Here is a 24,246-nt window from a genome sequence, read left to right as displayed (position 1 = left end):
CTCTCGGTCAGGGGTGTGCGGGGTGGTCCTGTTCGTCGGAGTGGATCGTGGGAGGGGGCATGTACCCGCTCGTGTCTGTGGTGGCGGTGCCGCGGGCGAAGACCTGCACCGACTCGGGCCGCCAGCTCGCCCACACGCGCTGCCCGACCGTCAGATCGGGCGAGTGGGGCGCGGGGCGCCGCGACAGCAGCGCGGTGGATTCGTCGAGCTGCACGAGGAACTGCCGCATCTCGCCGAGGTGGGCGACGCCGATCACCTCGCCCTCGGCGCGGTTGACGGCGGCGGAGGGCGGATCGATTCCGAGCTCGACGAACTCGGGTCGCACCGCAGCGCGCGCGGGCTGACCGGCCGCCACGGCGGTGATGCCGTCTGTGGGGCGAAGGACCGCGCTCGGGGCCTCGACGGCGCCGCCGTCGGCGGTGACCGTCCCATCGAAGAAGTTCTGCTTGCCGACGAACGCCGCGACATAGGCGGATACGGGGCGCTGGTACACGGTCTGCGCGTCGGCGAGCTGCTCGATCCGACCGTCGCGCATCACGGCGATCCGGTCGCTCATCGACAGCGCCTCGTCTTGATCGTGGGTGACGAACACGAAGGTGATGCCGAGCTGCGACTGCAGGAGCTTCAGCTCCAGCTGCATCTCTTCGCGGAGCTGACGGTCGAGAGCGCCGAGCGGCTCATCGAGCAGCAGCACTGCCGGGCGGTTCACGAGCGCACGCGCGAGCGCCACCCGTTGCTGCTGGCCGCCCGAGAGCTGGGTGGGCTTGCGGTCGGCGAACCCGCGCATCTGCACCATGTCGAGCGCCTGCGAGACGCGCTCCCGCAACTCCGCTCGCGGGGTCCGGCGCTGTTGCAGTCCGTAGGCGACGTTCTCGGCGACGGTCATGTGGGGGAACAGCGCGTAGGCCTGGAACACCGTATTGACGTCGCGGCGGTACGGCGGAGTCCCGAGGACGCTTCGACCCGAGATGAGGATGTCGCCCGCATCCGGGTGCTCGAATCCGGCGATCATCCGCAGTGTCGTGGTCTTGCCGCACCCCGAGGGGCCGAGGAGCGAGAGGAACTCTCCCGGGCGGATCTCGAGCGTCAGGTCGTCGACCGCGGTCTGCGCGCCGTAGTGCTTCGTCACCCGGTGCAGCTCCACCGCACCGGTCGTCGTCTCGGTGGTCGCGCCGGGCATGCGGTCATTCAAGCGTGATCGCGTGGCAAACTCAACAATTCGATGCGGATTCCGTCGCCAATTGAGGAGATGGCACGTGGATCCGCCGCGAATGCGCCCGCTCAGGCGTCGGGGGCGTCGTCTGCCTTCTTCGGTGCCGAGCGGCGCGGCGCCGGCTTCGGTGCGTCGCCCGAGCCGATGGCACCGCCCGCGATCCCACCGAGGAGTGCCGAGAGGTCGAGGCCGGTGAGGTTCTTCACGACCGTCGGGATCTCGCTGGCGACGTCGGTAACCGTCTTCGTGACCGCCGACGCGCCTTCGTTCGAGATCACCGTCAGCTGCCCGATCGACGAGAGCGGCTCGGCGACGGCACGGGTGATCTCGGGCAGGCGCCCGATGATCTCCTGCGCGAGCGCCGCCTCGCCGTACTTCTTGAGCGCCTCGGCCTTGGCGTCGATCGCGCGGGCCTCGGCGAGACCCTCGGCGGCGATCGCGGCACCACGCGCCTCACCCTCGGCCTGGATACCGGCGGCCAGCGCCACCTGCTTGTCTCGTTCGGCGTTACCCGCGAGCCGAACGGCCTCGGCAGCAGCCTCGGCGTCCTGCACGGCGGCCACCTTGTTCGCTTCGGCGATGCGGGTGCGCTTGTAGGCGTCCGCCTCGGTCGCGGCGTTCGCCGCGTCGCGCTCGGCCTGAGCCGCCTGCACCGTGGCGTAGGCGTCAGCCTCCGCGGGCTTGCGGATCGTGATGTCGAGTCGCTCCTGCTCCACACGCGCCTGCTCGGCGAGAGCCTGACGCTGCTCGGCGGCGACGATGCGGTCCTGCTCGGCGGTGGCGAGCTGGCCCGCCGCGTTCGCCTCTGCGTTCGCGCGGTCCGTCTCGGCCTTGATCGCTGCCTGCTTGAGGCTGAGCGCCTTCTGCCGTTCCGCGATCTGCTCGGCCGCCTCGATGCGGGCGAACTCCGAGGCACGCATCGTCTCGGCTTCGCGCACCTCGGCGTTCTGGCGGGCGAGTGCCGCCTCCGCGCGGCCGAGGTCGGCGAGGTAGCTCGTACCCGGCGTCGAGATGTCGGAGATGTTGAGCAAGTCGACCTGCAGACCCTGCTCGGCGAGGTCGGCCTTGGTCGCCTCGACCACGGCCTCGGAGAGCGCGTTGCGGTTGGAGATGATCTCCTGGATCGGCATGTTGCCGATGATCGAACGGAGCGAGCCCTCGAGCGACTGCTGGATGATCTGCGTGAGCGAGTTCTGCTGCGACAGGAAGCGCTGAGCGGCTCGACGCACTCCCTCGGCGGTCCCGGAGACCTTGAAGTTCACCGACGCCTGGATCGCCAGCTTGATGAAGTTCTTGTCGACACCCTCGACGACGATGCCGATCTGGCGCTGTTCGAGCGACACGAGGAAGCCCTGCTGCAGGATCGGCCAGATGAACACACGGCCGCCGATGACGACCCGCTGGCCGGAATCCGGCTCCTCGAGGCGGCGCCCCGCGCCCCGCCCGACGATCACCATGGCGGAGTTCGGCGGCACCCGCTTGATGCGCCCGGCGACGAACGCGAAGACCGCGAGGGCGACGATGACGAGCGCAATGATGGCGAAGACGGTGATGTTGTCGGAGAAGAAGTTCACAGCCGGATCTCTCGTGGTGGTGGTGGTCGGGGTCAGTCGTCAGTCGTCAGTCGTCAGTCGTCGGCACGGCGCGCTCGACGCGCACACGCGAGCCCTGCAGCTCGATCACGCGGATGCGCGTGTCGCGCGGGATGGTCTCGTCGGCGAAGGCGAGGCGCGTCTCGATCTCGTGGGGGCCGTCGAGGCTGACCTCACCCGAGGTGGTCGTGACCGTGGAGCGGGTCACCCCGTAGAGGCCGACGGGGGAGCTGGGTGTGCCGTCTTCGCTGCGTCGGAGGCTGCGGATGAGCAGCTGCACCCCGATGAGCACCGCGATGCCGATGATCGCCGAGATGAGGTAGGCCGACCAGATAGGCAGGCCGTTCGAGACGACGATCGCGCCGGATGCCCCGAATACGACGAGCGCGCTGCCCACGGCGGTGCCCGAGATGGCGCCGTCGAGGAAGTCGAGGATCTCGTCGAAGATCAGCGACACGAGCAGCATCAGGAGCCCGATTCCGCCGACGATGAGGAAGGGGAGCATGCTGCGAGTCTAGGGTGAGGTCTTCTCGCGCGGGGAGGACGATTCACATTCCACCGCAGGCATGGCTCGGTGGGACGCTGGAGGGTGTGCGCTTTCTCGCCCGACTCGTCCTCGCGCCGCTCGCCCGCCTGATCTTCCGTCCCCGGGTCGTGGGGCGCCGCAACGTGCCCCGACGCGGGGGCGTGCTGCTCGCCAGCAACCACCTCGCGTTCATCGACAGCATCGTCATCACGCTCGTCGCGCGGCGCTCGGTGTCGTTCATGGCGAAGTCCGCATACTTCACGGGCCGCGGCCCGGCGGGGCGACTGCAACGCGGGTTCTTCCGCGGCGTGGGTGCCGTGCCCGTCGAGCGCGGCGCGGGGTCCGCAGCGCAGGACGCCCTCGACGCCGGACTGCGGGTGCTGCAGGAGGGGGAGGCGTTCTCGATCTACCCCGAGGGCACCCGCTCCCGCGACGGACGTCTGTACCGCGGGCGTACCGGGGTCGCGTGGCTCGCGCTGACCGCGGGGGTACCGGTCGTCCCGGTCGCCCTCGTGGGCACCGACCGGATGCAGCCGGGCGGCGCCGGCCCCATCCGGTTCGCCCGCGTGACAGTGCGATTCGGCGAGCCGATCGACCTCTCGGTGTACGGCCCGGCGACCTCGGGGCGGGCCCGACGCGAGGCGACGGATGCCGTGATGGCGGCGATCCAGCGAATGTCCGGGCAGGAGGCCGCGGGCGTCTACAACGAGCCGCCCGCGACGACCGTGCGCGAGCGGGTCGGTCGGCTTCTGCACCGCGAACGACGCTGACGGTGACCCCGCGAGCGCCGCGATTGGGGGAACCCGACAACCCGCATCGCCCCGCGCGGCGGGGTTTTCGTACCCGGTGACGAGACTTCCGCCACCGGCTGCGCACCGACCTACCGTGGATGGATTCCCCAACGCATCCATGGAGGAACGCGATGACGCGCACTCAAACCGGACCCGACGTCGAGGCGGAGCTGCCCGACGACGTGAGCACGCCCCGTGGCGCCGCGACCGAGTCGGCGGCGCTCGCGGTCGACACCGCCTGGCTCGGTGAGTATCTGCTCGGACGCTGGGCCGACGACCGGCGCGAATCCCGCAGGCTCGCGTCTCGGTCGGAGTTCCACTTCGTCGGCGATCTCTCGCTCGAGGAGCATCGCGCCCGCGTGCTCGGTCAGCTGCACCGACTCGTCGAGGAGAAGGCCGTGCATCGGGCTTTCCCCACCCGCTTCGGCGGCAGCGACGACCACGGTGGCAACATCGCCGCCTTCGAGGAGCTCGTGCTCGCCGACCCCTCGCTGCAGATCAAGTCGGGTGTGCAGTGGGGCCTGTTCGCCGCGGCGATCCTGCACCTCGGCACGACCGAGCATCACGAGCGCTTCCTGCCGGATGCGATGAGCCTCGCGGTGCCCGGCGCCTTCGCAATGACGGAGACGGGGCACGGATCCGACGTCGCCTCGATCGGCACGACCGCCACCTACGACCCCGCTGCGGAGGAGTGGGTGATCCACACTCCGTTCCGCGCGGCGTGGAAGGACTACCTCGGTAATGCGGCGCTCCACGGCCGTGCCGCGGTCGTGTTCGCGCAGCTCATCACGGGCGGCGTGAACTACGGCGTTCACGCGTTCTACGTGCCCATCCGCGACGAGTCGGGCGCGTTCGTGAGCGGCGTCGGCGGCGAGGACGACGGGCTCAAGGGCGGCCTCAACGGCATCGACAACGGCCGCCTGCACTTCGACCACGTGCGGGTTCCGCGCACCAACCTGCTCAACCGCTACGGCGACGTGGCCGCGGACGGCAGCTACACGTCTCCCATCGAGAGCCCCGGGCGGCGTTTCTTCACGATGCTCGGCACCCTCGTACAGGGGCGGGTGTCGCTCGACGGCGCCTCGACGATCGCCGCGAAGCTCGCGCTCCACATCGCGATCAGGTATGGCACCCAGCGGCGGCAGTTCACCGGCGGCACGCGCGACGAGGAGGTGCTGCTCGACTACCAGCGTCACCAGCGTCGGCTCCTTCCCCGACTCGCGCAGACGTACGCCATGTCGTTCGCGCACGAAGAGTTCCTCGACCTGTTCGACCAGGTGTTCTCGGGCACGAACGACACCCCGAGCTCGCGTGAGGATCTCGAGACGATCGCCGCGGCGCTCAAGCCGCTCTCCACCTGGGGCGCGCTCGACATCCTGCAAGAGGCCCGCGAAGCCTGCGGAGGCGCAGGCTTCCTCGCCGAGAACCGTTTGACCCAACTGCGCGCCGACCTCGACATCTACGCGACCTTCGAGGGCGACAACAATGTGCTCCTGCAGCTCGTCGCCAAGCGCCTGCTCAGCGACTACGCCCGCAAGTTCCGCGGGGCGGACTTCGGCGCGATGGCTCAGTACGTGGCGGGACAGGTGGGTGAGGCGGCGGTCAACCGCAGCGGCCTGCGTCAGCTCGGGCAGAGCATCGCCGACTTCGGATCCACGGCACGATCCGTCGGCTTCGTGCGCGATGAGGCGTCGCAGCGTCAGCTCTTGACCGACCGCGTGCACACCGCGGTCGCGGAGATCGCCGGCAAGCTTCGCCCGGCGTCGAAGCTCGCTCCCGTCGACGCGGCAGCGCTCGTCAACCGCCACCAGAACGACCTGATCCAGACCGCTCGCGCGCATGCTGAACTGCTCCAGTGGGAGGCGTTCACGCGGGCGCTCGCGCGGGTTCCTGAGGGCGACACGAAGCAGGTGCTCACCTGGCTGCGCGATCTGTTCGGCCTGGGGCTCATCGAGAAGGACGCCGCGTGGTACCTCGTGCACGGGCGCCTCTCGGGGCAGCGCGCCGCGGCGATCACCGCCTACATCGACGACCGTCTGCTGCCGCGCGTCCGGGAGCACGCGCTCGAGCTGGTGGCCGCGTTCGGGTTCACGCCCGAACTCGTGCGGGCCCCGATCGCGTCGGGCGCGGAAGCCGAGCGTCAGGATGAGGCGCGCGCCTACTACGAGCACCTGCGGGCATCCGGCGAGGCGCCCACCGACGAGAAGAAGGCACGCGCCGCCCGCAGTTGAGCCCCGCCCGCCCCGCCCGGGCTACCGAGATCAGCGGCTGAGCAGCGGCTGGTACTCGGGGTGGTGCTCGATGTACGAGGCGATGAAGGGGCAGAGCGCGACGACGCGCGTGCCCTCCTCCGCAGCGACCGCGTCGAGCGCCGACTTGGCCAGCAGCGAGCCGAGCCCGCGTTCCTGGATCTCGGGGTCGACCTCGGTGTGCGTGAAGATAATCACTCCGGGTTCGCGGCGGTACAGCGCTTTGCCGATCTGCTCGCCATCGCGCTCGAGGACGAAGCGATGGCGCTCGGGGATGTCGACGACGCGATCAGTCATCCCCCGACGCTAACGGGTCACTCGGTCCCGCGCTCGATGACGCGGGTCGGCATCACGGTGATGATCGGCACGGCGTGGCCCGCGATCCGTTGCAGCAGCACATCGACCATCCGTCGGCCGAGCTCCACGGTCGGCTGTTCGACGGTCGTGAGCGGGGGGCTCGACGACTGCGCGGCGTAGTCGTTGTCGAAGGTGACGAGCCCGAGGTCGCGCGGCACGATGCGTCCGGTACCGCGGAGCACGTTGAGCGCACCGGATGCCATGAGCGAGCTGGCGACGAACAGGCCGTCGATCGCGGGGTCGCGTTCGAGGAGCCGCCGCATCGCGGCTTCGCCGCCTGCCGGGCTGAAGTCGCCGTGCTCGATGAGGTCGGTCGGCATGCCCGCCTCCTCCAGCGCGCGGCGCCAGCCCTCCGCGCGGTCGAGGCCCGCAGACATGTCTGCGGGGCCCGCGATGGTCGCGATCCGGCGACGCCCCCTCGCCACCAGACGATGCGTCGCATCCGAGGCGGCGGCGACGTTGTCGACGTCCACGTAGTACGCGTCCGACCCCTCGGCGCTCATCGGCCGTCCACCGAAGACCACCGGGATCGACTTCGCCAACTGCACGTAGGAGCGGTCGTCGGAGTGGTGCGAGAGCACGAGCGCCCCGTCGACGTTGCCCGCCTGCAGGTATCGGCGGGTCTTCTCGGCGTCCTTCTCGGCGGCGATGAGAAGGCTCAGCGTGTAGTCGGTGTCAGCCAGGTACATCGCGATGCCCTGCACGACGGTGGCGAAGAACGGGTCGGCGAAGAACCGCGCCGTGTTCTCCGGGATCACGAGGGCGATCGACTGCGTCCGTCGGCTCGCGAGGATCCGCGCGGCGCGGTTGGGAACGTAGCCGAGGTCCTCGATCGCGCGATGCACGGCCTCGACCGCGGCCGGGGCCACCTTCGGCGACCCGTTGACGACCCGCGAGACAGTGGAGCGGGATACACCCGCGACGGCCGCCACACGCTCAAGCGTCGGGGGGCCGCCAGGAGGTTCGGGTGCCATGGGCGTTCATCCTATGGGGTGGGGATGCGCGACCCCGCGGCGACCGCGGCGAGCGCATGCCCGGAGTCCTTGATGATCCGCTCCTGGGTTTCGTAGTCGACGTAGACGACGCCGAAGCGCTTCTCGTAGCCCCACGCCCACTCGAAGTTGTCGAGCAGCGACCACGCGAAGTAGCCACGAACGTCGGCCCCTTCCGTGATGGCGGCGGCGACCGCCTCCAGGTGCCGCTCGAGATACCCGACCCGATCGCCGTCGTGCACGCCGCCGTCGGCGTCGACGACATCCGGCCACGCGGACCCGTTCTCGGTGATGTAGAGCGGCGGCAGTTCGGGGTACTGGCGCGTGAGGCGCAGCAGCAGCTCGCGCAGCCCGTCGGGGTGGATCTCCCAGCCCATGGCGGTGCGCGGCAAGCCGCGGCTGGGAGAGGTCACGAACTCCGATCCGATGAACCACGACGAGGTGGTCTTGTCGGTCGGCGCCAGCCCCGGCGGGGTGTCGGGCGGCAGCGGATGCCCGGAGACGTTGTCGTCGTGGTAGTGGTTGACGCCCAGGAAGTCGATCGGCTGGGAGATCGTCCACAGGTCGCCGTCGCGCACGATGTCCTCGAACCCGTGCCCCGCGATGTCGCTGAGGAAATCGCTCGGGTAGGCGCCTCGGAGGATCGGCTCGAGGAACGAGCGGTTCCAGAGCGCGTCGATGCGTCGGGCGGCGTCGAGATCGACCGGGTCGCTCGGGTCGGCGGGCACGGCGTTGGTGAGGTTCAGGGTGATGCCCAGCTCTGCGGCACCGCGGGAGCGGAGCTCCTGCACTGCGAGACCGTGCGCGAGGTGCTGGTGGTGCAGCGCGGCGAGTCCGGCGCGCGGCTCCTGGCGCCCCGGGGCGTGCTCGCCCCCTGCGTAGCCGATGAGCGAGGAGCACAGCGGCTCGTTGAACGTCGTCCACCGTTCGACTCGATCGCCGAGGGCGTCGTGTACCGCGACCGCGTACTCGAGGAAGCGCTCGGCCGTGTCGCGGGAGGCCCATCCGCCCTTCTCCTCGACCGCCTGGGGGAGATCCCAGTGGTAGAGGGTGAGCCAGGGCAGCACGCCGTTCGCGAGCAGCTCGTCGACGAGACGGCTGTAGAAGTCGAGCCCGGCCGCGTTCACGGGGCCGTCGCCCGGTTTCACCCGGGCCCAGCTCACCGAGAAGCGGTAGGAGTCGAGCCCGAGACCGGCGATGAGGTGCACGTCCTCGGGCATGCGGTGGTAGTGGTCCACCGCGACCTCCGGCGTATCGCCACGCGCGACGTTCCCCGGCACCCTCGCGAAGGCGTCCCAGATGGAGTCGAGCTTGCCGTCTTCGTGGGCGGCGCCCTCGACCTGGGCGGCGGCGGTGGCTGCACCCCAGATGAAGCCCTCCGGCCAGCGGAAGCCCTCGGGCAGAGCGAGCGTCATCAGCCCTTCACCGCCCCGGCCATGATGCCCTGCACGAGCTGGCGCCCCGCGACGATGAACAGCAGCAGGAGCGGGATCGTGGCGAGCACCGCGCCTGCGAGCACGACCGTGTAGTTGACGTACTTCGCGGACTGCAGCTGGCTGAGCGCCACCTGAAGCGTCGGGTTGGATCCTGCGACGATGAGCGGCCACAGGTAGTCGGTCCACGCGGTCATGAAGGTGAACAGACCGAGGATCGCCATCGCCGGACGCGCGGCGGGGACGCCCACATGCCAGAACGTGCGGATCATCGAGGCGCCGTCCATGCGCGCCGCCTCGATGAGCTCGTCGGGGATCACGTCGACCAGGTACTGCCGCATGAAGAACACGCCGAACGCGGTGACGAGCGTCGGCACGATGATCGCGCCGAGCGTGCCCGTCCAGCCGAACTCCTTCATGAGGATGAAGAGAGGGATGATCCCGAGCTGGGTGGGGATTGCGAGCGTCAGGATCACGAACAGCATGAGGCCGTTGCGCCCGCGGAAGCGCAGCTTCGCGAACGCGTACCCGGCGAGGGTTGAGAAGAACAGCACCGAGACGGTGATCGCGGTGGAGACGATCACGCTGTTGGCGAGCGCCTTCCAGAAGTCGATCGTGGCGAACACCTCGGCCGCGTTCTCGAAGAAGCGGCCTCCGGGCAGCAGCGGCGGGTACGAGAGGGTCAGCACCGTCGTGTCGCTCGATCCGGCGACGAACGACCACCACAGCGGGTAGGCGCTGCCCACGAACCATGCGCTCAGCAGCCCGTAGGTGAGGAAGCCGGGTCGGCCTCCGCGGATGCCGCGACGGCGTCGGGGCGCGGGTGCGGCGGCGGGACGGGTGAGGGCGGTCATGGCAGGCGCTCCAGGTGGTTCTCGGCGGCTGTCGGGGCGGCCGTCTCGGCACGGTGTCGTTCGAGCCGGCGCGCGGTCCGTCGCTTCGCGGCTTTGGTCTCGTTGGAGGCGATCCCTCGCGAGAGTGCGTAGTTGACGAGTCCGATGAGGACGATGATCACGAGCAGGATGAAGGCGATTGCGGCAGCCCGCCCGAAGCGGTCCTGGTTGAACGCCATGTTCCAGATGTAGAGAGTGGTCGTCTCGAACTGGTGGTAGGCGCCGCCCGGGGTAGCGGTGGTCGCATCGAAGAGCTTCGGCTCGGTGAAGATCTGCAGCCCGCCGATCGTCGCGGTGATCACCACGAAGATGAAGGTCGGGCGGATGCTCGGAAGCGTGATCGACATGAACCGGCGAACGCGTCCCGCGCCGTCGAGCGCCGCGGATTCGTAGAGGTCCGTCGGCACCGCCTGCATCGCGGCGAGCAGGATGAGGGTGTTGTAGCCGGTCCAGCGCCAGTTGACCATCGTGGCGATGGCGACGTGACCGGCGAGCGTGTCGTGCTTCCAGAGGATCGGGTCGATGCCGATCGATGCGAGCAGGTTGTTCACGAGCCCGTAGTCCTCGGAGAAGATGCTCGAGAAGATGAGCGCGACCGCGGCGGGCGTCACCACATAGGGCAGCAGGACGCTCAGCCGCCAGAAGGTCTTCGCCCGCAGGTTCTGGTCGAGCACCGCCGCGATGAACGTCGCGGCGATGAGCTGAGGGATCGCCGACAGCAGGAAGATGCTGAAGGTGTTGAAGAGCGAGTTCCAGAACCAGGGGTCGGCGAGCTCGGTGGCGTAGTTCTCGAATCCGACCCACTCACGCGGGCCCGAGAGCAGGTCCCAGTCATTGAGCGACACGACGAACGTGTAGAGCAGCGGGAACAGTCCCACGAGCCCGAACAGGATGAAGAACGGCGCCACATAGATGTAGGGCGAGTACTTCACATCCGCTCGGCTCAGCCGCTGACGCAGGGTGAGGGTGGTGCGGGGGGACGCCGGGCGGGCGTCAGTCATCGGATCCTCCGATCCTTCCGAGGCGAGGCCCCTCGGATGCAGTGCCTCCGAGGGGCCTCGCGGGGTGGGGATGGTCAGCCGATGAGCTGCTTCAGCGTCTCGATCGCCTGGTTCCAGGTGGTCTCGCCATCGGCTTCGCCCGCGTCGAGTGCGGTACGCGATGGGCCGAAGACCTGCTCCTGGATGAGGGCGTCATCCGGGCCCTTGAACTGGGCCACGACACCCTCGGCACGGGATCCGAGGATCTCGCCGATGGGGGCGTCGTTGAAGAACGCCGTGAGGTCGCTCTCACCGGTCACGCCCGGGTCGGTCTGCGCCGCGATGACGCTCGGGAAGGTGCCCGCGGCCTGGAACGACGCGACCTGCTGCTGCGTGTCGGTCAGCCATGCGGCGAGCTCGGCCGCCTCCTTCGGGTGCTCCGAGGTGGTCGGGACGGTGAGGAACGAACCACCCCAGTTGGCTGCGCCGCCGGGGAAGACGTCGGCGAAGTCCCATCCGCTGGAGGCGTCGCCGCCGGCGGCCTCGGTGTTGCCCTTCACGACGCCGAGCATCCAGCCCGGGCAGACGAAGGTGGCGAAGGTGCCGTCAATGAAGGCCTGACCCTTACCCCAGTCCCACTGGGCCTGGTTGGCCGAGAGGCCCGCCTGCTGGGCGTCGGCGAGCTGGAGCCAGAAGCTCTTCAGTGTGTCGTTGCCCTCGACGTTGAGCGAGCCGTCCTTCTTGTAGTAGCCCTCGTCCTGCTGGTTCACGAACGCGTTCCAGAGGAAGCCCGACTGGTCGTAGAAGGCCTTGCCGGTTGCGGCCTGGTACTCCTTGCCGACCTCGAAGAACTTGTCCCAGGTGGCGCTGTCGCCGCCGAAGAGCTCGGCGACCGAGTCGCGGTCGCTCGGCAGTCCGGCCGCCTCGAAGAGCTTGCCGTTGTAGCACAGACCCTCGGGGCCGATGTCGGTGCCGTATCCGATGATGCGGCCGTCGGGGTCGGTGGCCTGCTCGACCTTCCAGTCGACCCAGCGGTCCTTGATGTCGTCGGCGCCGTAGTCGCGAAGGTCGGTGAAGGTGTCCGACACCTCCATGACGGAGCCGAGCCAGCCCTCTTCGACGGCCTGGACGTCGGGCAGGCCGCCGGAGGCCTGCTTCGTCTTCCAGTCGGTGAGAGCGTTGCCGCCCGTGTCGATGTTGGTGGCTTCGATGGTGATGTTCGGGTGGTCGGCCTCGTACTGCTCGTACAGGCCGTCGAGACCCATGGTCCCGAAGGTGGTGACGGTGAGGGTGATCTCCTCGTCTCCGGAGGATCCGTTGTCGCCGCCCGAGCACCCCGTGAGGGCGAGAGCGAGCACAGCGGTTCCGGAGAGAGCAGCAGTGGCGGTGCGGCGTGAGAGCTTCACGTTCACTCCTTTGTGTGCGTGGATAAGGGGAATAGATCCTGTGTGAGAGCGCTCCCTCGGGTTGCGTGGGAGCGCTCCCACAGAATCGGGGACAGGATATGCAGGTCTGTGAGGCGATGTCAAGAGAGCGCTCCCACGGCTGTGCGTCGGCGTCACACAGCACCGGATGACGGGCCCCGCCGCCGTATGCCAGGTGCCCTCGGAGGGGCCGGAGGTATCATTCCGCGGTGAGCGTGCTGGAGAACCCCCCTCGTCCGACGCCCGAACCCCTCGTTCGTCCGCGGGACCGCCGCCGCGCCCAACTGCGCAGGCGACGTATCGTCGCGCTCATCATCGCCGCCGCTGTCGTCGTCGGAATCGTGCTGGTGGCGGTGCTCGTGCCGCCCGCCATCGCCCGCGCGGTCGCCGTCTCGCGCTACGACACCGCCGCGGCGAAGGTCGCCGAGCTTCGGCAGGGTCTCGACGATGCGTTCGCCGCTGCCGGGGTGGACGGCGGACCCGCCGCATCCGTCGCGCAGGTCGACGCCGTGCTCGCCGGAGGCAGCCCGCTCGTGACGAGCGACGCGGCCGACGCGCTGCGTGCCGCCGCCGACGACGCGAGCGCTGCCGTCGCGGGCGACGACGCGGCGCTTCTCACCCGACCGGCGCTCGACACCGCCACCGCATCCGTCGCCGACCTCGACGCAGAGTCGGCCGTGCTCGAATCCGGTCTCGCCTCGCTCACGGCGACCGTCGCCGCGGCACCCGACCAGGTGGCCGCCGCGGCCGCAGAGCTCCAGACCGCGTGGAGCGACTTCCGCGCCTCGCTCCAGGCGGAAGGCGCGTCGCTGCTCAGCGACTACGCCGACGCCGAGAAGAGCACCGAGGACGCCTTCGCAACGGCCCTCGCCACGGTGCAGGACGCATCCGCGGGCGACCTCCCCGCCGCTCTCGACGCCGCGACGGCCGCGTCGCAGGTGATGATCGCCGACGCCGAGGACTACCGCGCGAAGGTCGTCGAGTCCGCGACCGGCGCGCAGCCGACCGGCGGCGATGTGTCGGCGCAACTCGAGTACCTCAACACGTACTGGAAGGACTACAACCTCGCCGACTGGGGCGACTACAACGCCTACGGCGGCGACTGCGTGAACTTCACCAGCCAGGGCCTCATCGCGCGCGGCTGGAAGATGGACGGCACCTGGAGCTCACCCGGCGCGAACGGGTTCGCCAGCAAGGCGTGGATCTCGACCACCGCCATGGAGGCGTACCTGAAGTCGCTCGGGTTCGTGTCGCACGGCGCCGACGACCTCGACCGGGTGCGCCCCGGAGACGTGGGCATCTTCGACTGGGGCGAGACGGGCTCGGGCGTCGACCACACCATGACGGTCTCGAAGGTCGAGTACACCGCCGACGGCCCGATCGTGTACTTCGTGAGTCACAACGAGGACGGCGACGCGCGCGAGTTGCAGCACGTGCTGTACGAGCAGCACACCGACTCGACGGTGCGCATCTACTCGATCGCGTAGCGCGATCGGATACGGGGTGCGCGCTCAGCCGAGCGCGGTGTCCACGATCCGCTTCGCCTCAGCCTGCACTTCGGCGAGGTGCTCCGGGCCGCGGAACGACTCCGCGTAGATCTTGTAGACGTTCTCGGTGCCGGATGGGCGCGCCGCGAACCAGGCGTGTTCGCTTGTGACCTTCACGCCGCCGATCGCCGCACCGTTGCCGGGAGCGTGACTGAGCTTCGCCGTGATCGGGTCGCCGGCGAGAGCATCCGCCGTGATGTCGTCGCCCGACAACTTGCCGAGCCGTGCCTTCTGCTCGGGGGTCGCGGCGGCGTCCACCCGGGCGTAGGCCGGATCGCCGAACTCCTCGGTGAGTTCGCGGTACAGCTGCGACGGGCTCTTGCCGGTGACCGCGCGGATCTCGGCGGCCAGCAGGGCGAGAAGGATGCCGTCCTTGTCGGTCGTCCAGGCTTTGCCGTCGAGCGTGAGGAAGCTCGCGCCGGCGCTCTCCTCGCCGCCGAACCCGACCGATCCGTCGACGAGCCCCGGCACGAACCACTTGAAGCCGACGGGGACCTCCCAGAGGCGCCGGCCGAGCGACCCCGCGACACGGTCGATCATCGAACTCGAGACGAGCGTCTTGCCGATCGCGGCGTCCGTGCGCCACCCGGGTCGGTTGCCGTAGAGGTAGCGGATCGCGACGGCGAGGTAGTGGTTCGGGTTCATGAGCCCGCCGTCGGGGGTGACGATGCCATGGCGATCGGCGTCGGCGTCGTTGCCGGTGAGGATCGCGTAGTCGCCCGCGCGCGCCACGACCGAGGCCATCGCCGAGGGGGACGACGGATCCATGCGGATCTTCTCGTCCCAGTCGAGCGTCATGAACGCCCAGGCCGGGTCGACGAGCGGGTTCACGACGTCGAGGTCGAGCCCGTAGCGTTCGCCGATGAGCTTCCAATAGCCGACGCTCGCGCCTCCGAGCGGGTCGGCGCCGAGCTTCAGGCCCGAGCGCGCGATCGCATCCATGTCGAGCACGTTCCGCAGGTCGTCGACGTACTCGCCGCGGAAGTCGTATCCGTCGACACCGCTCGGCTCCGAGAAACGCACATCGCGGTTGCCGTCTTCGATGATCGCGTTCGCGCGGCTCGCGATCCAGCCCGTGGCATCCGAGTCGGCGGGGCCGCCGTGCGGGGGGTTGTACTTGAAGCCGCCGTCGCGGGGCGGGTTGTGGCTCGGCGTGATGACGATGCCGTCGGCCTGCGGGCGACCCGCGTTCTCGGTGTTGTAGCGGATGATCGCGCGGCTGAGCGCCGGGGTCGGCACGTAGTCGTCGAACGAATCGGCGATCGCGTGGACGCCGTTCGCCTCGAGCACGCCGAGCGCGGTGGTCTGGGCGGGGGCGGAGAGGCCGTGCGTGTCGGCGCCGATGAAGAGGGGCCCGGTGATGCCCTGCGCCGCACGGTACTCGACGATCGCCTGCGTGATCGCGGCGATGTGCGTCTCTGTGAAGGCTCCGTCGAGGCTCGACCCGCGGTGGCCGCTCGTGCCGAAGACCACACGCTGCGCCGGGTCGCTCATGTCGGGCGTGCGCTGGTAGTACGCCTCCACGAGCTCCTTCACGTCGATGAGATCGGATGCCTGCGCCGGAGTTCCTGCCCGTGTCTGCATCCCTCTATCTTGATCCCCCGTCCCCTATCCCGCGAGATGTCCGTTTCTGACCGTCTCGCGCGCGAGACGGTCAGAAACGGACATCTCGCCAGATGGGGGACGGGCACCCGAGCCCCGATAGGCTCGCGGGGTGTACAGCTACCTGGGGCCGGCCGGAACCTTCACCTGGGTCGCGCTCGCCCAGGTCCCCGAGGCCGCCGGCGCCGAGTGGCACAGCGTCAACAACGTGGGCGAAGCGCTCGACGATGTCGTGAGCGGCCGCAGCGTCGCCGCGATGATCGCCATCGAGAACAGCGTCGAGGGTGGCGTGAGCGCTACCCAGGATGCGCTCGCCAAGATCCCCGGTCTGCGGATCATCGGCGAGTATCTCGTTCCCGTGAACTTCCAGCTCGTCGCGCGACCCGGCACCCGCCTCGAGGATGTGAAGGTCGTTTCCGCGCATCCCGTCGCCTACGCCCAGTGCCACCTGTGGCTCGATGCGACCCTCCCGAGCCACGGGCACATCCCCTCGACCTCGAACGTGGCGGCGCCCGCCGAGCTCCTCGAGTCGGACATCGCGGATGCTGCGATCGCGCCTCCCGGCATCACCCTGCACTACCCGCTCGATGTGCTCGCGGAAGACATCGCCGATAACCCGGACGCGGTCACACGCTTCGTGCTCGTCGCGCAGTCGACGGCCATCCCGCCGCGCACCGGTGCGGACAAGACGAGCGTCATCGTCGAGCTGCCCACCGACCAGCCGGGCGCGCTCGTCGAGATGCTTGAGCAGTTCGCGACCCGAGGGGTGAACCTCAGCCTTCTCGAGTCGCGTCCCATCGGCGACGCCCTCGGCCGCTACCGCTTCATCGTCGACCTCGACGGTCACGTGCACGACGAGCGCGTCGCGGATGCACTGCTCGGCCTCAAGCGGTTCAGCCCCAACGTGCAGTTCCTGGGTTCGTACCCGCGCGCCGACAAGCAGACCGTCGAGGTGACGAGCCGGTACGACGACCAGGTGTTCATCGACGCCCGCGACTGGCTGCGCGACATCCTGAGCGGCGCGCCGCTCGACTAGCCGGCTCCCGACCCGCCGAGCGAACTCACGCACTGCTCGAGTGCGTGTGTCAGGGCGACGCGGTCGAATGCGGTGAGGCCGGCGAGCATCCGCTGCTCGACGCGGTCGACGAGCTCCTGGGCGCGGTCGAGTGCCTCGTCGCCGGCGGCCGTGAGCACGGTCGGCAGCGCGCGCCCGCTGTCGGGCTGTTCGGGTCGCCGCACGATGCCGCGGTCGGCCAGCTGCCGCAGCATCGTGTTCATCGACTGGCGGGTGACGAAGGTGCGCCGCGCCAGGGTCGCCGCGGAGATGCCGGGCTCGCGGCGGAGGTGATGCAGGCAGGAGTACTGCGACACGGTGAGCCCGAGCGGTTTGAGGGCCTCCTCCATCCTCAGGTGGAGGAGGGATTGCGCCTGCTTCAGCACGTAGCCCACCTGGGCATCGCTCTTGACCATGTCAGCATCCTGACATACCTTGGATGTCAGGAAACTGACATTAAGGAATCGCCATGAGCATCACCGGTCCCGACTTCATCGCCCTCCAGGTACGCGACCTCGACGCGGCCGCGGCCTTCTACGAGGAGGTCGTCGGCCTCACCCGCGCCCCGTTCTCGCCCCCTCACGCCGTCGTCTTCGATACCCGACCGACCTTCGCGGTGCGCGACCCCGCCCCCGGCGTCGACCTCGAGGCCGGTCCGCTCGGTCTCGGAGTCGCGCTCTGGCTGCACGATCCGGATGCGGCGGCGCTGCACGCAACCCTCGCGGCCGCGGACGTGAAGATCCTGCAGGAGCCCTTCGAAGGGCCGTTCGGCACCACGTTCGTCTTCCAGGACCGCGACGGCTACGCCGTGACGGTGCACAGCCGCACCACGGAGGGCTGACTCCGACGCCTCGGGGCCTGTGGTCGGCTATGACGCGGCGGGCATCCGCACGACGAGCGCCGCCGGATCCACGTGCGACCGGAATCCGGTGATCAGGCCGAACTCGTCGCCGTCGAGCTCGAACTCCTCCGGGCGGTCGAGTGCGATGTCGAAGCGGCGCCCCCGCAGGTAGCGCATCGCGCGCACCGGCCGACTGCGCAGGCCCAGGAGCTTCCGCCCCATCTGGCTGCGCCGCAGCACGCCGTTCTCCCACACGATCCCGACCCACACGCGCGCCCAGCCGGTGAAACCCTCGGGCCGCAGGGTCACGATGTCCAGCAGGCCATCATCGAGCTCGGCGTCGGGCAGAAGAAGGATGTTGCCGGGCAGCGAGCCGCAGTTGCCGACGAGCACGGTGTGGGCGCGGGTCACACGCTCGGCGCCCGAGTCGAGGGTGTACCGCACGCGCAGCACCTGCTTGTCGACGAGCGAGCGCGCGATCGCGTCGACGTACGCCAGCCAACCCACGCGCTTCTTGAGCTCGGGGTTGGTCTTGGCGATCATCTTCGCGTCGAGCCCGAGCCCCGCCATCACGAGGAACACGTACTCCTCCGTCTCGTCGCTGTCGGGGCGATCGATCTCGACCACTCCCACATCGATCGCCGAGTCGTATCCGGTGAACGCGTGCCCGACGGAGACGTCGAGGTGGTTCGCGTTGAGGTCGAGCCCGAGGTTGCGGGCGAGCAGGTTGCCGGTGCCGGACGGCAGCAGCGAGATCGCGACGCCCGTGCCGCGCAGGGACTGGCCCACCGCGCGGACGGTGCCATCGCCTCCAGCGGCGACCACCACATCCACGCCTTCCGCGACGGCCTGCGCGGTCTGGCCATAGCCCGGGTCGTCTTCGCTCGTCTCGAGCCACAGGCTCTTCGCCCAGCCGGCAGAGCTCTCGGCGGCGGCGACTGCGGCCCGCAGCTTCGCCAGGTCGACCTTGATCGGGTTGTAGACGATCGCGGCGCGCTTGGGTGAGCCGGAGGCCGCGGGGGTCATGGCTACACGCTAGGCCATGAGCTGTCGGCGCGGCAGGCTCTTAGACTTGAGGCGTGATCGACCCTGTGCTGCTGCGTGAGACGCCCGATGCCGTGAGAGCCTCGCAGGAGAGCCGGGGCGCATCCGCGGCCGTGGTCGACGAGGCGATCGAGGCCGACACGGCCCGCCGTTCCGCCATCTCGGCGTTCGAGTCGCTGCGCGCCGAGCAGAACGCGTTCGGCAAGCAGGTGGCGAAAGCGCCGAAGGAGGAGAAGGCGGCGCTCGTCGCCCAGGCGCAGGACCTCGCGGCGCGCGTGAAGGAAGCCCAGCGCACCGCCTCCGAAGCCGAGGCGCGCTTCACGGAGGTCGCCGGTGCGATCCCCAACATCGTGCTCGACGGTGTGCCCGCTGGCGGGGAGGACGACTTCGTCACCCTCCGCGAGGTGGGCGAGCGCCCGACGTTCGACTTCGAGGCGCGCGACCACCTGGAACTCGGCGAACTGCTCGACGCGATCGACATGGAGCGCGGTGCGAAGGTGTCGGGGGCGCGGTTCTACTTCTTGAAGGGCGTCGGCGCCCGGCTCGAGCTCGCGCTGCTGCAGCTCGGCCTGCAGCGGGCGGTCGAGGCGGGGTTCATCCCGCTCATCACCCCGACGCTCGTGCGGCCGGACATCATGGCCGGCACCGGGTTCCTCGGCGCGCACGCCGACGAGATCTACCACCTTCCCGACGACGACCTCTACCTCACGGGCACGAGCGAGGTGGCGCTCGCCGGGTACCACAAGGACGAGATCCTCGACCTCGCGGGCGGCCCGATGCGTTACGCCGGATGGTCGACCTGCTACCGGCGCGAGGCCGGCAGCCACGGCAAGGACACCCGCGGCATCATCCGCGTGCACCAGTTCCAGAAGCTCGAGATGTTCAGCTACGTCGACCCGGCGGACGCCGAGGCCGAGCACGAGAAGCTGCTCGCCATGCAGGAGGGGATGCTGCAGAGCCTCGGCCTCTCGTACCGCGTGATCGACACCGCCGCGGGCGACCTCGGCACGAGCGCGGCGCGCAAGTTCGACGTGGAGGCGTGGGTTCCCACGCAGGGCGCCTACCGCGAGCTCACCTCGACGAGCAATTGCACGACCTTCCAGGCGCGCCGCCTCGACATCCGGCACCGCGGCGCCGACGGACGCACGACCCCCGTCGCGACGCTCAACGGGACGCTCGCGACCACCCGCTGGATCGTGGCGCTGCTCGAGACGCATCAGCAGGCCGACGGATCGGTGCTCGTGCCGGAGCCGCTGCGACCCTTCCTGGGGCTCGACGTGCTGGAGCCTGTGAAGTGACCGCCGCCGCCTCGAACGAGCGCTGGCTCGTCGGTCTCGACATCGACGGCACGGTGCTCCACGAGGACGGCACACTCGATCCGCGGGTCGTGGCGGAGGTCAAGCGCGTGCGCGACCTGGGGCACGAGGTCATGCCCGCCACCGGCCGCTCGGTGTCGATGACGCTTCCCGTGATCGACCGGCTCGGCATCTCTCCCGCCTTCGCCGTGTGCGCGAACGGCGCGATCGTGATGCGCAGAGATGCGGAGGCGCCGGTCGGGTACCTGCGCGACCGGGTCGAGACGTTCGACCCCCGCGAGGTGCTGACGACCATCCGCAGCCACCTGAGCGGCGCGAGCTTCGCCGTGGAGGACGCCGAGGGGCTCTTCCGGTTCACGGGAGATTTCCCTGAAGGCGCGCTCGCCGCCGGTCGGCGTCAGGTGGACTTCGAGGAACTGCTCGCCGCGCCCGCCACGCGCGTCGTCGTCCTTTCGCCCGGGCACGCCATCGAGGACTTCCTCGAGGTGGTGGAGCGGATGGGCCTGCACAAGGTGAGCTACAACGTGGGCTGGACGGCGTGGCTCGACATCGCGCCCGACGGAGTCAACAAGGGCACCGGTATGGAATATGTGCGCGAGCGGCTCGGCATCCGCCGCGACCACGTGCTCGTCATCGGCGACGGGCGCAATGACATCGACATGTTCGAGTGGGCGGCCGAGGGCGGCGGCGTCGCGCTCGCAATGGGGCAGTCTCCGGAGGAGGTGCGTGCGGTCGCCACCGGTGTGACCGGCACGGATGTCGACGGGGGAGTCGCCAGCGCCCTCGCACGGTATTTCCAGGGTTAGCGGCCTCCGCTCCCTTACACTCAGATTCGGTCAACCGAGGAGGGCTGTCCGAGCGGCCGATGGAGCCGGTCTTGAAAACCGGTGGGCAGAGATGTCTCGTGGGTTCGAATCCCACGCCCTCCGCTGCATGTCGTTTCGTGCTGTCGAGTGAAAGAGGTGTCTGTGTCTGAGGAGGAGCTCCGCCGCGACCGATCGCGTGCCGCGCGCGCCCCCCGCGCCACAGGCATCGCTCGCCACGGGCGCCTGCCGCGGTCGAACGCCTGGAAGACGGCGTTCGGCGTGATCGGCAGCGCGCTCGCTGTGGCGCTCGTCGCGACCACCTCGGTCGCGGCGATCGCGGTGCACCAGTTCAGCTCCGAGCTCGGAGAGAATGCCGTCGTCATCAACGAGACGTCCGTGCCGATCCCCGAGATCGGGGCGTACGAGGGCGGATTCAACATGCTCGTCGTCGGGTCGGACGCCTACTACGACCGCGACAGCACCCTCAACGACGTGAACATACTCATCCACGTCTCGGCGGATCAGACGAGCGCGACCGCGGTCAGCATCCCGCGCGACCTCGTCGTTCCCTTCCCGCCCTGCACGAACCCGGAGACGGGCACCTCCACGAGCGCTGCATCCGGCCTCCCGATCAACAACGCGCTCTCGTACGGCGGACTCAAGTGCGTGGTCGACGTGGTCGAACTGCTCACGGGTCTCGAGATCCAATACGCGGGGATGATCGGGTTCGGCGGCGTCATCGCCATGTCGGATGCGGTCGGTGGCGTCGAGGTGTGTGTCGCCTCCGACATCGACGACTCGTACGTGGGGCTGCACTTGAAGGCGGGTTACCGCACTCTGAAGGGTGCGACCGCGCTGAAGTTCCTCCGCTCGCGCCACGGTGTGGGCGACGGCTCCGACCTCACCCGCATCAGCTCCCAGCAGGTGTACCTGTCGGCGCTGCTACGCAAACTGAAGTCGGATGACACCCTCACCGACGTGGGCAAGCTGATCTCGCTTACCCAGGCGGCGGCGAAGAACATGAGCCTGTCGGAGGAGCTCACCCAGCCGGCGACGATCATCGCCATGGCGAAGGCGCTCAACAACATCCCGATGGATCGCATCACCTTCGTGCAGTACCCGGGCACGACCGGCGTGGGCGGTATCTACACGGGCAAGGTCGCTCCGATTCAGGCCACGGCCGACGCGCTCTTCGCGGCGATCAAGGCCGACAAGGCGGTCGGCGTCGAGGAGGCCGGAGACGGCCGTGGCTCCGTAGCCGACCCGAACGCGACTCCGGAGCCCAGCGAGACGCCGTCCTCCGACCCCTCCGCAAGCGCCGACCCGTCCGCGTCCCCGACGAAGACGTCGGAGGCTTCGGAACTGGTGACGATCCCCAACCTGCGGGGCCAGACGGCCGCCGATCAGACCTGCACGATCGGCAACTGAGCAGGCCTCCGAGCTGTCCGATCGGCCCGCCTCGTGTGGGTATGATGGGCAGGCATCACCAGGAGACGTCGCATAGTCCGGTCGAGTGCACCACCCTGCTAAGGTGGAGTCCCCTCCGGGGGACCGAGGGTTCAAATCCCTCCGTCTCCGCTCGTCAAAAGCCCAAACGGATCATTCCGGTCGCGTGGAACGCGCGGTGTAGTGGATCCGCCAACTGGACGGGCTGGCACTGGGCTCGATCGTGGCAGTCTGCGCTCGGGTGAATGAAACTGTGAGTTGTTACCGATGCCGGACCTTGCAAAGGGCTTAGGCGCGCTTGTCGGTCGGCTGGGGCCCCGCCGGGCGTTCCCGACGTGCACTCGCCCCGGAGGAATGTCATTGACTCAACCATGTAAACGTAAGCTAAGCTGAGTGCTTAGTCGTCCGGGGGCATCCCCGGTTTGTTACCCGGGGAGTCGACCCCGGTTTGTTGCAGATGCCCGGCGGAATCGCCGGGCATCTTTCGCAGATGCGACGGCTCGTTGCCCGTCAGGAACCCAGTAGCGTTCGCGAGAACCGCCTCGCGCGTTCGCTTGTCGAGTCGCCCCAGCGTCTTGTAAACATAGCGCTGTTGGGTGCTGAAGAGACGATGGGTCTGAACGACGCTTGCTCGCTCGAGTCCGAGGCGGTCCCACTCGATGAGCACGACCGACCCAGCGTCTTCGAAACGGGCATCAGAACTCGACACGCTCGCGACTAGCAGGATTGCATCGGGTGACGACCAGTTCTCGCTGGCCAACGCAACCGCCGGGCGCGGCTTGGCGTCAACGCCGCTAGTCAACGGAAACGCGACGATGATCAGGTCGCCGACGCTGAGTGAGCGTGAGTCGTTCATGGATATTCAGGCGCAGCGTCGAATAGGGTCGTAAAATCGGTGGTCACGAACTTCCAGAGTGTGCCAGAGTCGCCAAACACGATCACCGGAGTTTCATCCGCACGTTCTTTCCGAACTTCGTGCACGCGCATGACTGCGACTTTCCCCATGCGATAGAGCGAATAGCTCGGCACGACCGACAGTCTGCGAATACTTACACCCCTAATGAGTTCGTGCTTCCCTCCGTCTTCGGTCAGCACTACCTGTTCGTTGGCGGCTGCGGTATCTGGGAAATGGCCCTCTTGAGTCTCAGGTGGGTACTTCGCTCGAAGCGACTTCACGCTGTCCAGTGTTGTCGCTATTACGCGCGCAACGCCCTCGGTAGTCGGGTACTCGAAGCGGGTGAGCAGCTGGTCAAGTAGGGGTTGGTCGTCAGGGGAAGGGATGAGCACTCGAACGCGCCCTCCCGTACGTAAAAGCTCGAGGAGTTCGGTCCAGTGATTCTCCAGCCATCGCTGGGCGCTAACAAACATGATGTCAACGTCGCGCGAGGCCTTGATTGCTGTGGCGAAGCCGTCGATGTATTCCGAAGTGCCGCTCAGGAAGTCCTTGATGTCCGCTCTTGCAGCTCCTTCGCGGATGTCGACGGCGGAGAGCACCTCCTCTGTGAGTCTTCGGCGAAGAAATACCTCAAGGGCGATCGACAGCGCAGCAACCGCTATCAAACCGGTACCGAACGCGAGCAGAACCTCGTTCCAGTGAAAGTCGGTGCTGAGTAAGACGAAGAGGCTTCCGGCAGCTAGTGCTCCGAGGATGAGCGCCACCATGGCGATATTGGTGCGCAGAATCGCCAAGGCGTGGCGGAGCGACATCGATCGCTTCGAACCTGCATCGACCACGTTTTCCCTTCCATCGCCGCAGCACGGGGCGCTCCATCATATTGGGTCGGCGCCTCAGCAGGTATCCCGCGACATTGGAGCTTCGAATGCAAATTGCTGGAGTTTTGCTTGCCATCCGCACAACGGGGCTGCATATTAGGAATTAGATAGATGTGGCAGGTCGCATTGCGAAGCGCACTCTTGAGGGTCGAAGCTAGAGTGCCCCGCGAGGATCCGGGCGATCGCTGTGTTGGATTGGCGTTGTCTCTCGCCCTTTCCATCGCCAGTGGCACGCTAGATCGAGATCAGCTCGATCCTCTGAGTCGCGGAGCACGGCCTGACGACCGGCGGCAAGCGGACGATCTTGTCATGCAGGACCTACGGCCGCACGGCTGCGGCATTCGACGGCCGAACGTCCTATCGCCCT

22 protein-coding genes and 2 tRNA genes are annotated in these 24,246 nt (G+C 68.6%); 10 read left to right on the top strand and 14 right to left on the bottom strand.

Annotated elements, in window-relative coordinates:
• Positions 1-7: 7 nt before the first annotated feature.
• The 3 genes from FVQ89_RS01805 to FVQ89_RS01795 form a co-directional block, all read right to left on the bottom strand.
• Positions 8-1,180: an ABC transporter ATP-binding protein gene (locus tag FVQ89_RS01805; protein WP_147900213.1), complete on the bottom strand. Its 1,173-nt coding sequence runs from the start codon at positions 1,178-1,180 to the stop codon at positions 8-10.
• A 101-nt stretch (positions 1,181-1,281) separates the two neighbouring features.
• A complete protein-coding gene (locus tag FVQ89_RS01800) occupies positions 1,282-2,787 on the bottom strand; it encodes a flotillin family protein (RefSeq protein WP_147900212.1) in 1,506 nt (501 codons plus the stop codon).
• Between the two features lie 46 nt (positions 2,788-2,833).
• Positions 2,834-3,310, bottom strand: a complete 477-nt coding sequence (locus tag FVQ89_RS01795) for an NfeD family protein (protein ID WP_147900211.1) — start codon at positions 3,308-3,310, stop codon at positions 2,834-2,836.
• Between the two features lie 86 nt (positions 3,311-3,396).
• Here FVQ89_RS01795 and FVQ89_RS01790 point away from each other — a divergent pair, with 86 nt between their 5' ends.
• Both FVQ89_RS01790 and FVQ89_RS01785 read left to right on the top strand, forming a co-directional pair.
• Positions 3,397-4,101 carry a 1-acyl-sn-glycerol-3-phosphate acyltransferase gene (locus FVQ89_RS01790; RefSeq protein WP_255513356.1) on the top strand — a complete coding sequence of 235 codons (705 nt, stop codon included), beginning with the start codon at positions 3,397-3,399 and terminating at the stop codon, positions 4,099-4,101.
• Positions 4,102-4,253: 152 nt separating this feature from the next.
• On the top strand, positions 4,254-6,353 hold the full coding sequence (locus tag FVQ89_RS01785; RefSeq protein ID WP_147900210.1) for an acyl-CoA dehydrogenase: 2,100 nt from the start codon (positions 4,254-4,256) through the stop codon (positions 6,351-6,353).
• A gap of 30 nt (positions 6,354-6,383) precedes the next feature.
• Here the strand turns inward: FVQ89_RS01785 and FVQ89_RS01780 are convergent, their stop codons facing one another.
• The 6 genes from FVQ89_RS01780 to FVQ89_RS01755 all read right to left on the bottom strand — a co-directional run bounded on the left by FVQ89_RS01780 (position 6,384) and on the right by FVQ89_RS01755 (position 12,432).
• Positions 6,384-6,668 (bottom strand): GNAT family N-acetyltransferase, encoded by a 285-nt coding sequence (locus FVQ89_RS01780; RefSeq protein ID WP_147900209.1) that lies wholly within the window; start codon positions 6,666-6,668, stop codon positions 6,384-6,386.
• 17 nt (positions 6,669-6,685) lie between these two features.
• Positions 6,686-7,702: a LacI family DNA-binding transcriptional regulator gene (locus tag FVQ89_RS01775; RefSeq protein ID WP_147900208.1), complete on the bottom strand. Its 1,017-nt coding sequence runs from the start codon at positions 7,700-7,702 to the stop codon at positions 6,686-6,688.
• Positions 7,703-7,713: 11 nt separating this feature from the next.
• Positions 7,714-9,135 carry a GH1 family beta-glucosidase gene (locus tag FVQ89_RS01770; protein WP_147900207.1) on the bottom strand — a complete coding sequence of 474 codons (1,422 nt, stop codon included), beginning with the start codon at positions 9,133-9,135 and terminating at the stop codon, positions 7,714-7,716.
• Positions 9,135-10,007, bottom strand: coding sequence for a carbohydrate ABC transporter permease (locus tag FVQ89_RS01765; protein ID WP_147900206.1), 873 nt, complete (start codon positions 10,005-10,007; stop codon positions 9,135-9,137). Before FVQ89_RS01765 ends, FVQ89_RS01770 begins: the two co-directional genes overlap by 1 nt.
• Positions 10,004-11,047 carry a carbohydrate ABC transporter permease gene (locus tag FVQ89_RS01760; RefSeq protein WP_147900205.1) on the bottom strand — a complete coding sequence of 348 codons (1,044 nt, stop codon included), beginning with the start codon at positions 11,045-11,047 and terminating at the stop codon, positions 10,004-10,006. The genes FVQ89_RS01765 and FVQ89_RS01760 overlap by 4 nt, the downstream gene beginning before the upstream one ends.
• Before the next feature lie 74 nt (positions 11,048-11,121).
• Positions 11,122-12,432, bottom strand: a complete 1,311-nt coding sequence (locus FVQ89_RS01755) for an ABC transporter substrate-binding protein (RefSeq protein ID WP_147900204.1) — start codon at positions 12,430-12,432, stop codon at positions 11,122-11,124.
• A gap of 227 nt (positions 12,433-12,659) precedes the next feature.
• On the opposite strand from FVQ89_RS01755, the gene FVQ89_RS01750 reads away from it, so the two are divergent.
• Positions 12,660-13,937: an amidase domain-containing protein gene (locus FVQ89_RS01750; protein ID WP_147900203.1), complete on the top strand. Its 1,278-nt coding sequence runs from the start codon at positions 12,660-12,662 to the stop codon at positions 13,935-13,937.
• 24 nt (positions 13,938-13,961) lie between these two features.
• On the opposite strand, the gene pgm is transcribed toward FVQ89_RS01750, so the two are convergent.
• On the bottom strand, positions 13,962-15,581 hold the full coding sequence (pgm, locus tag FVQ89_RS01745) for a phosphoglucomutase (alpha-D-glucose-1,6-bisphosphate-dependent) (RefSeq protein WP_147900202.1): 1,620 nt from the start codon (positions 15,579-15,581) through the stop codon (positions 13,962-13,964).
• A gap of 130 nt (positions 15,582-15,711) precedes the next feature.
• Here pgm and pheA point away from each other — a divergent pair, with 130 nt between their 5' ends.
• Positions 15,712-16,635, top strand: a complete 924-nt coding sequence (gene pheA, locus FVQ89_RS01740) for a prephenate dehydratase (RefSeq protein ID WP_147900201.1) — start codon at positions 15,712-15,714, stop codon at positions 16,633-16,635.
• Here the strand turns inward: pheA and FVQ89_RS01735 are convergent.
• Entirely contained in the window at positions 16,632-17,069 is a 438-nt protein-coding gene (locus tag FVQ89_RS01735) for a MarR family winged helix-turn-helix transcriptional regulator (protein ID WP_147900200.1), read from the bottom strand. The two genes, pheA and FVQ89_RS01735, sit on opposite strands and share 4 nt — an antisense overlap.
• Positions 17,070-17,122: 53 nt before the next feature.
• Here FVQ89_RS01735 and FVQ89_RS01730 point away from each other — a divergent pair, with 53 nt between their 5' ends.
• Positions 17,123-17,494, top strand: a complete 372-nt coding sequence (locus tag FVQ89_RS01730) for a VOC family protein (RefSeq protein ID WP_147900199.1) — start codon at positions 17,123-17,125, stop codon at positions 17,492-17,494.
• Between the two features lie 27 nt (positions 17,495-17,521).
• Here the strand turns inward: FVQ89_RS01730 and FVQ89_RS01725 are convergent, their stop codons facing one another.
• On the bottom strand, positions 17,522-18,520 hold the full coding sequence (locus FVQ89_RS01725; RefSeq protein WP_147900198.1) for a diacylglycerol kinase family protein: 999 nt from the start codon (positions 18,518-18,520) through the stop codon (positions 17,522-17,524).
• Positions 18,521-18,573: 53 nt separating this feature from the next.
• On the opposite strand from FVQ89_RS01725, the gene serS reads away from it, so the two are divergent.
• The 5 genes from serS (at position 18,574) to FVQ89_RS01700 (ending at position 22,238) form a co-directional block, all read left to right on the top strand.
• Positions 18,574-19,836 (top strand): serine--tRNA ligase, encoded by a 1,263-nt coding sequence (gene serS / locus FVQ89_RS01720; protein ID WP_147900197.1) that lies wholly within the window; start codon positions 18,574-18,576, stop codon positions 19,834-19,836.
• Positions 19,833-20,660: an HAD family hydrolase gene (locus FVQ89_RS01715; protein ID WP_147900196.1), complete on the top strand. Its 828-nt coding sequence runs from the start codon at positions 19,833-19,835 to the stop codon at positions 20,658-20,660. Before serS ends, FVQ89_RS01715 begins: the two co-directional genes overlap by 4 nt.
• Positions 20,661-20,698: 38 nt before the next feature.
• Positions 20,699-20,783: transfer RNA gene (locus FVQ89_RS01710), tRNA-Ser, on the top strand.
• A gap of 39 nt (positions 20,784-20,822) precedes the next feature.
• Positions 20,823-22,088: an LCP family protein gene (locus FVQ89_RS01705; RefSeq protein WP_147900195.1), complete on the top strand. Its 1,266-nt coding sequence runs from the start codon at positions 20,823-20,825 to the stop codon at positions 22,086-22,088.
• Between the two features lie 61 nt (positions 22,089-22,149).
• Positions 22,150-22,238 (top strand) — tRNA-Ser (locus FVQ89_RS01700).
• Between the two features lie 265 nt (positions 22,239-22,503).
• On the opposite strand, the gene FVQ89_RS01695 is transcribed toward FVQ89_RS01700, so the two are convergent.
• Positions 22,504-22,962 (bottom strand): type II toxin-antitoxin system PemK/MazF family toxin, encoded by a 459-nt coding sequence (locus tag FVQ89_RS01695; RefSeq protein ID WP_147900194.1) that lies wholly within the window; start codon positions 22,960-22,962, stop codon positions 22,504-22,506.
• Positions 22,959-23,840, bottom strand: a complete 882-nt coding sequence (locus FVQ89_RS01690) for a hypothetical protein (protein WP_147900193.1) — start codon at positions 23,838-23,840, stop codon at positions 22,959-22,961. The genes FVQ89_RS01695 and FVQ89_RS01690 overlap by 4 nt, the downstream gene beginning before the upstream one ends.
• Positions 23,841-24,246 lie beyond the last annotated feature (406 nt).

The organism is Homoserinibacter sp. GY 40078 (assembly GCF_008017545.1).
Classification (GTDB): Bacteria; Actinomycetota; Actinomycetes; order Actinomycetales; family Microbacteriaceae; genus Homoserinibacter.
The sequence above is the reverse complement of the archived record's forward strand: the minus strand, read 5'-3'. Positions and strand labels throughout refer to the sequence as shown.

Bases quoted from the DNA above. Each gene is read 5' to 3' on its own strand.
- FVQ89_RS01805 (WP_147900213.1), bottom strand. From the start codon at position 1,180: ATGCCCGGCGCGACCACCGAGACGACGACCGGTGCGGTGGAGCTGCAC.
- FVQ89_RS01780 (WP_147900209.1), bottom strand. From the start codon at position 6,668: ATGACTGATCGCGTCGTCGACATCCCCGAGCGCCATCGCTTCGTCCTC.
- pgm (WP_147900202.1), bottom strand. From the start codon at position 15,581: ATGCAGACACGGGCAGGAACTCCGGCGCAGGCATCCGATCTCATCGAC.
- FVQ89_RS01795 (WP_147900211.1), bottom strand. From the start codon at position 3,310: ATGCTCCCCTTCCTCATCGTCGGCGGAATCGGGCTCCTGATGCTGCTC.
- FVQ89_RS01695 (WP_147900194.1), bottom strand. From the start codon at position 22,962: ATGAACGACTCACGCTCACTCAGCGTCGGCGACCTGATCATCGTCGCG.
- FVQ89_RS01730 (WP_147900199.1), top strand. From the start codon at position 17,123: ATGAGCATCACCGGTCCCGACTTCATCGCCCTCCAGGTACGCGACCTC.
- FVQ89_RS01765 (WP_147900206.1), bottom strand. From the start codon at position 10,007: ATGACCGCCCTCACCCGTCCCGCCGCCGCACCCGCGCCCCGACGCCGT.
- FVQ89_RS01735 (WP_147900200.1), bottom strand. From the start codon at position 17,069: ATGGTCAAGAGCGATGCCCAGGTGGGCTACGTGCTGAAGCAGGCGCAA.
- FVQ89_RS01760 (WP_147900205.1), bottom strand. From the start codon at position 11,047: ATGACTGACGCCCGCCCGGCGTCCCCCCGCACCACCCTCACCCTGCGT.
- FVQ89_RS01770 (WP_147900207.1), bottom strand. From the start codon at position 9,135: ATGACGCTCGCTCTGCCCGAGGGCTTCCGCTGGCCGGAGGGCTTCATC.
- FVQ89_RS01785 (WP_147900210.1), top strand. From the start codon at position 4,254: ATGACGCGCACTCAAACCGGACCCGACGTCGAGGCGGAGCTGCCCGAC.
- FVQ89_RS01725 (WP_147900198.1), bottom strand. From the start codon at position 18,520: ATGACCCCCGCGGCCTCCGGCTCACCCAAGCGCGCCGCGATCGTCTAC.
- FVQ89_RS01775 (WP_147900208.1), bottom strand. From the start codon at position 7,702: ATGGCACCCGAACCTCCTGGCGGCCCCCCGACGCTTGAGCGTGTGGCG.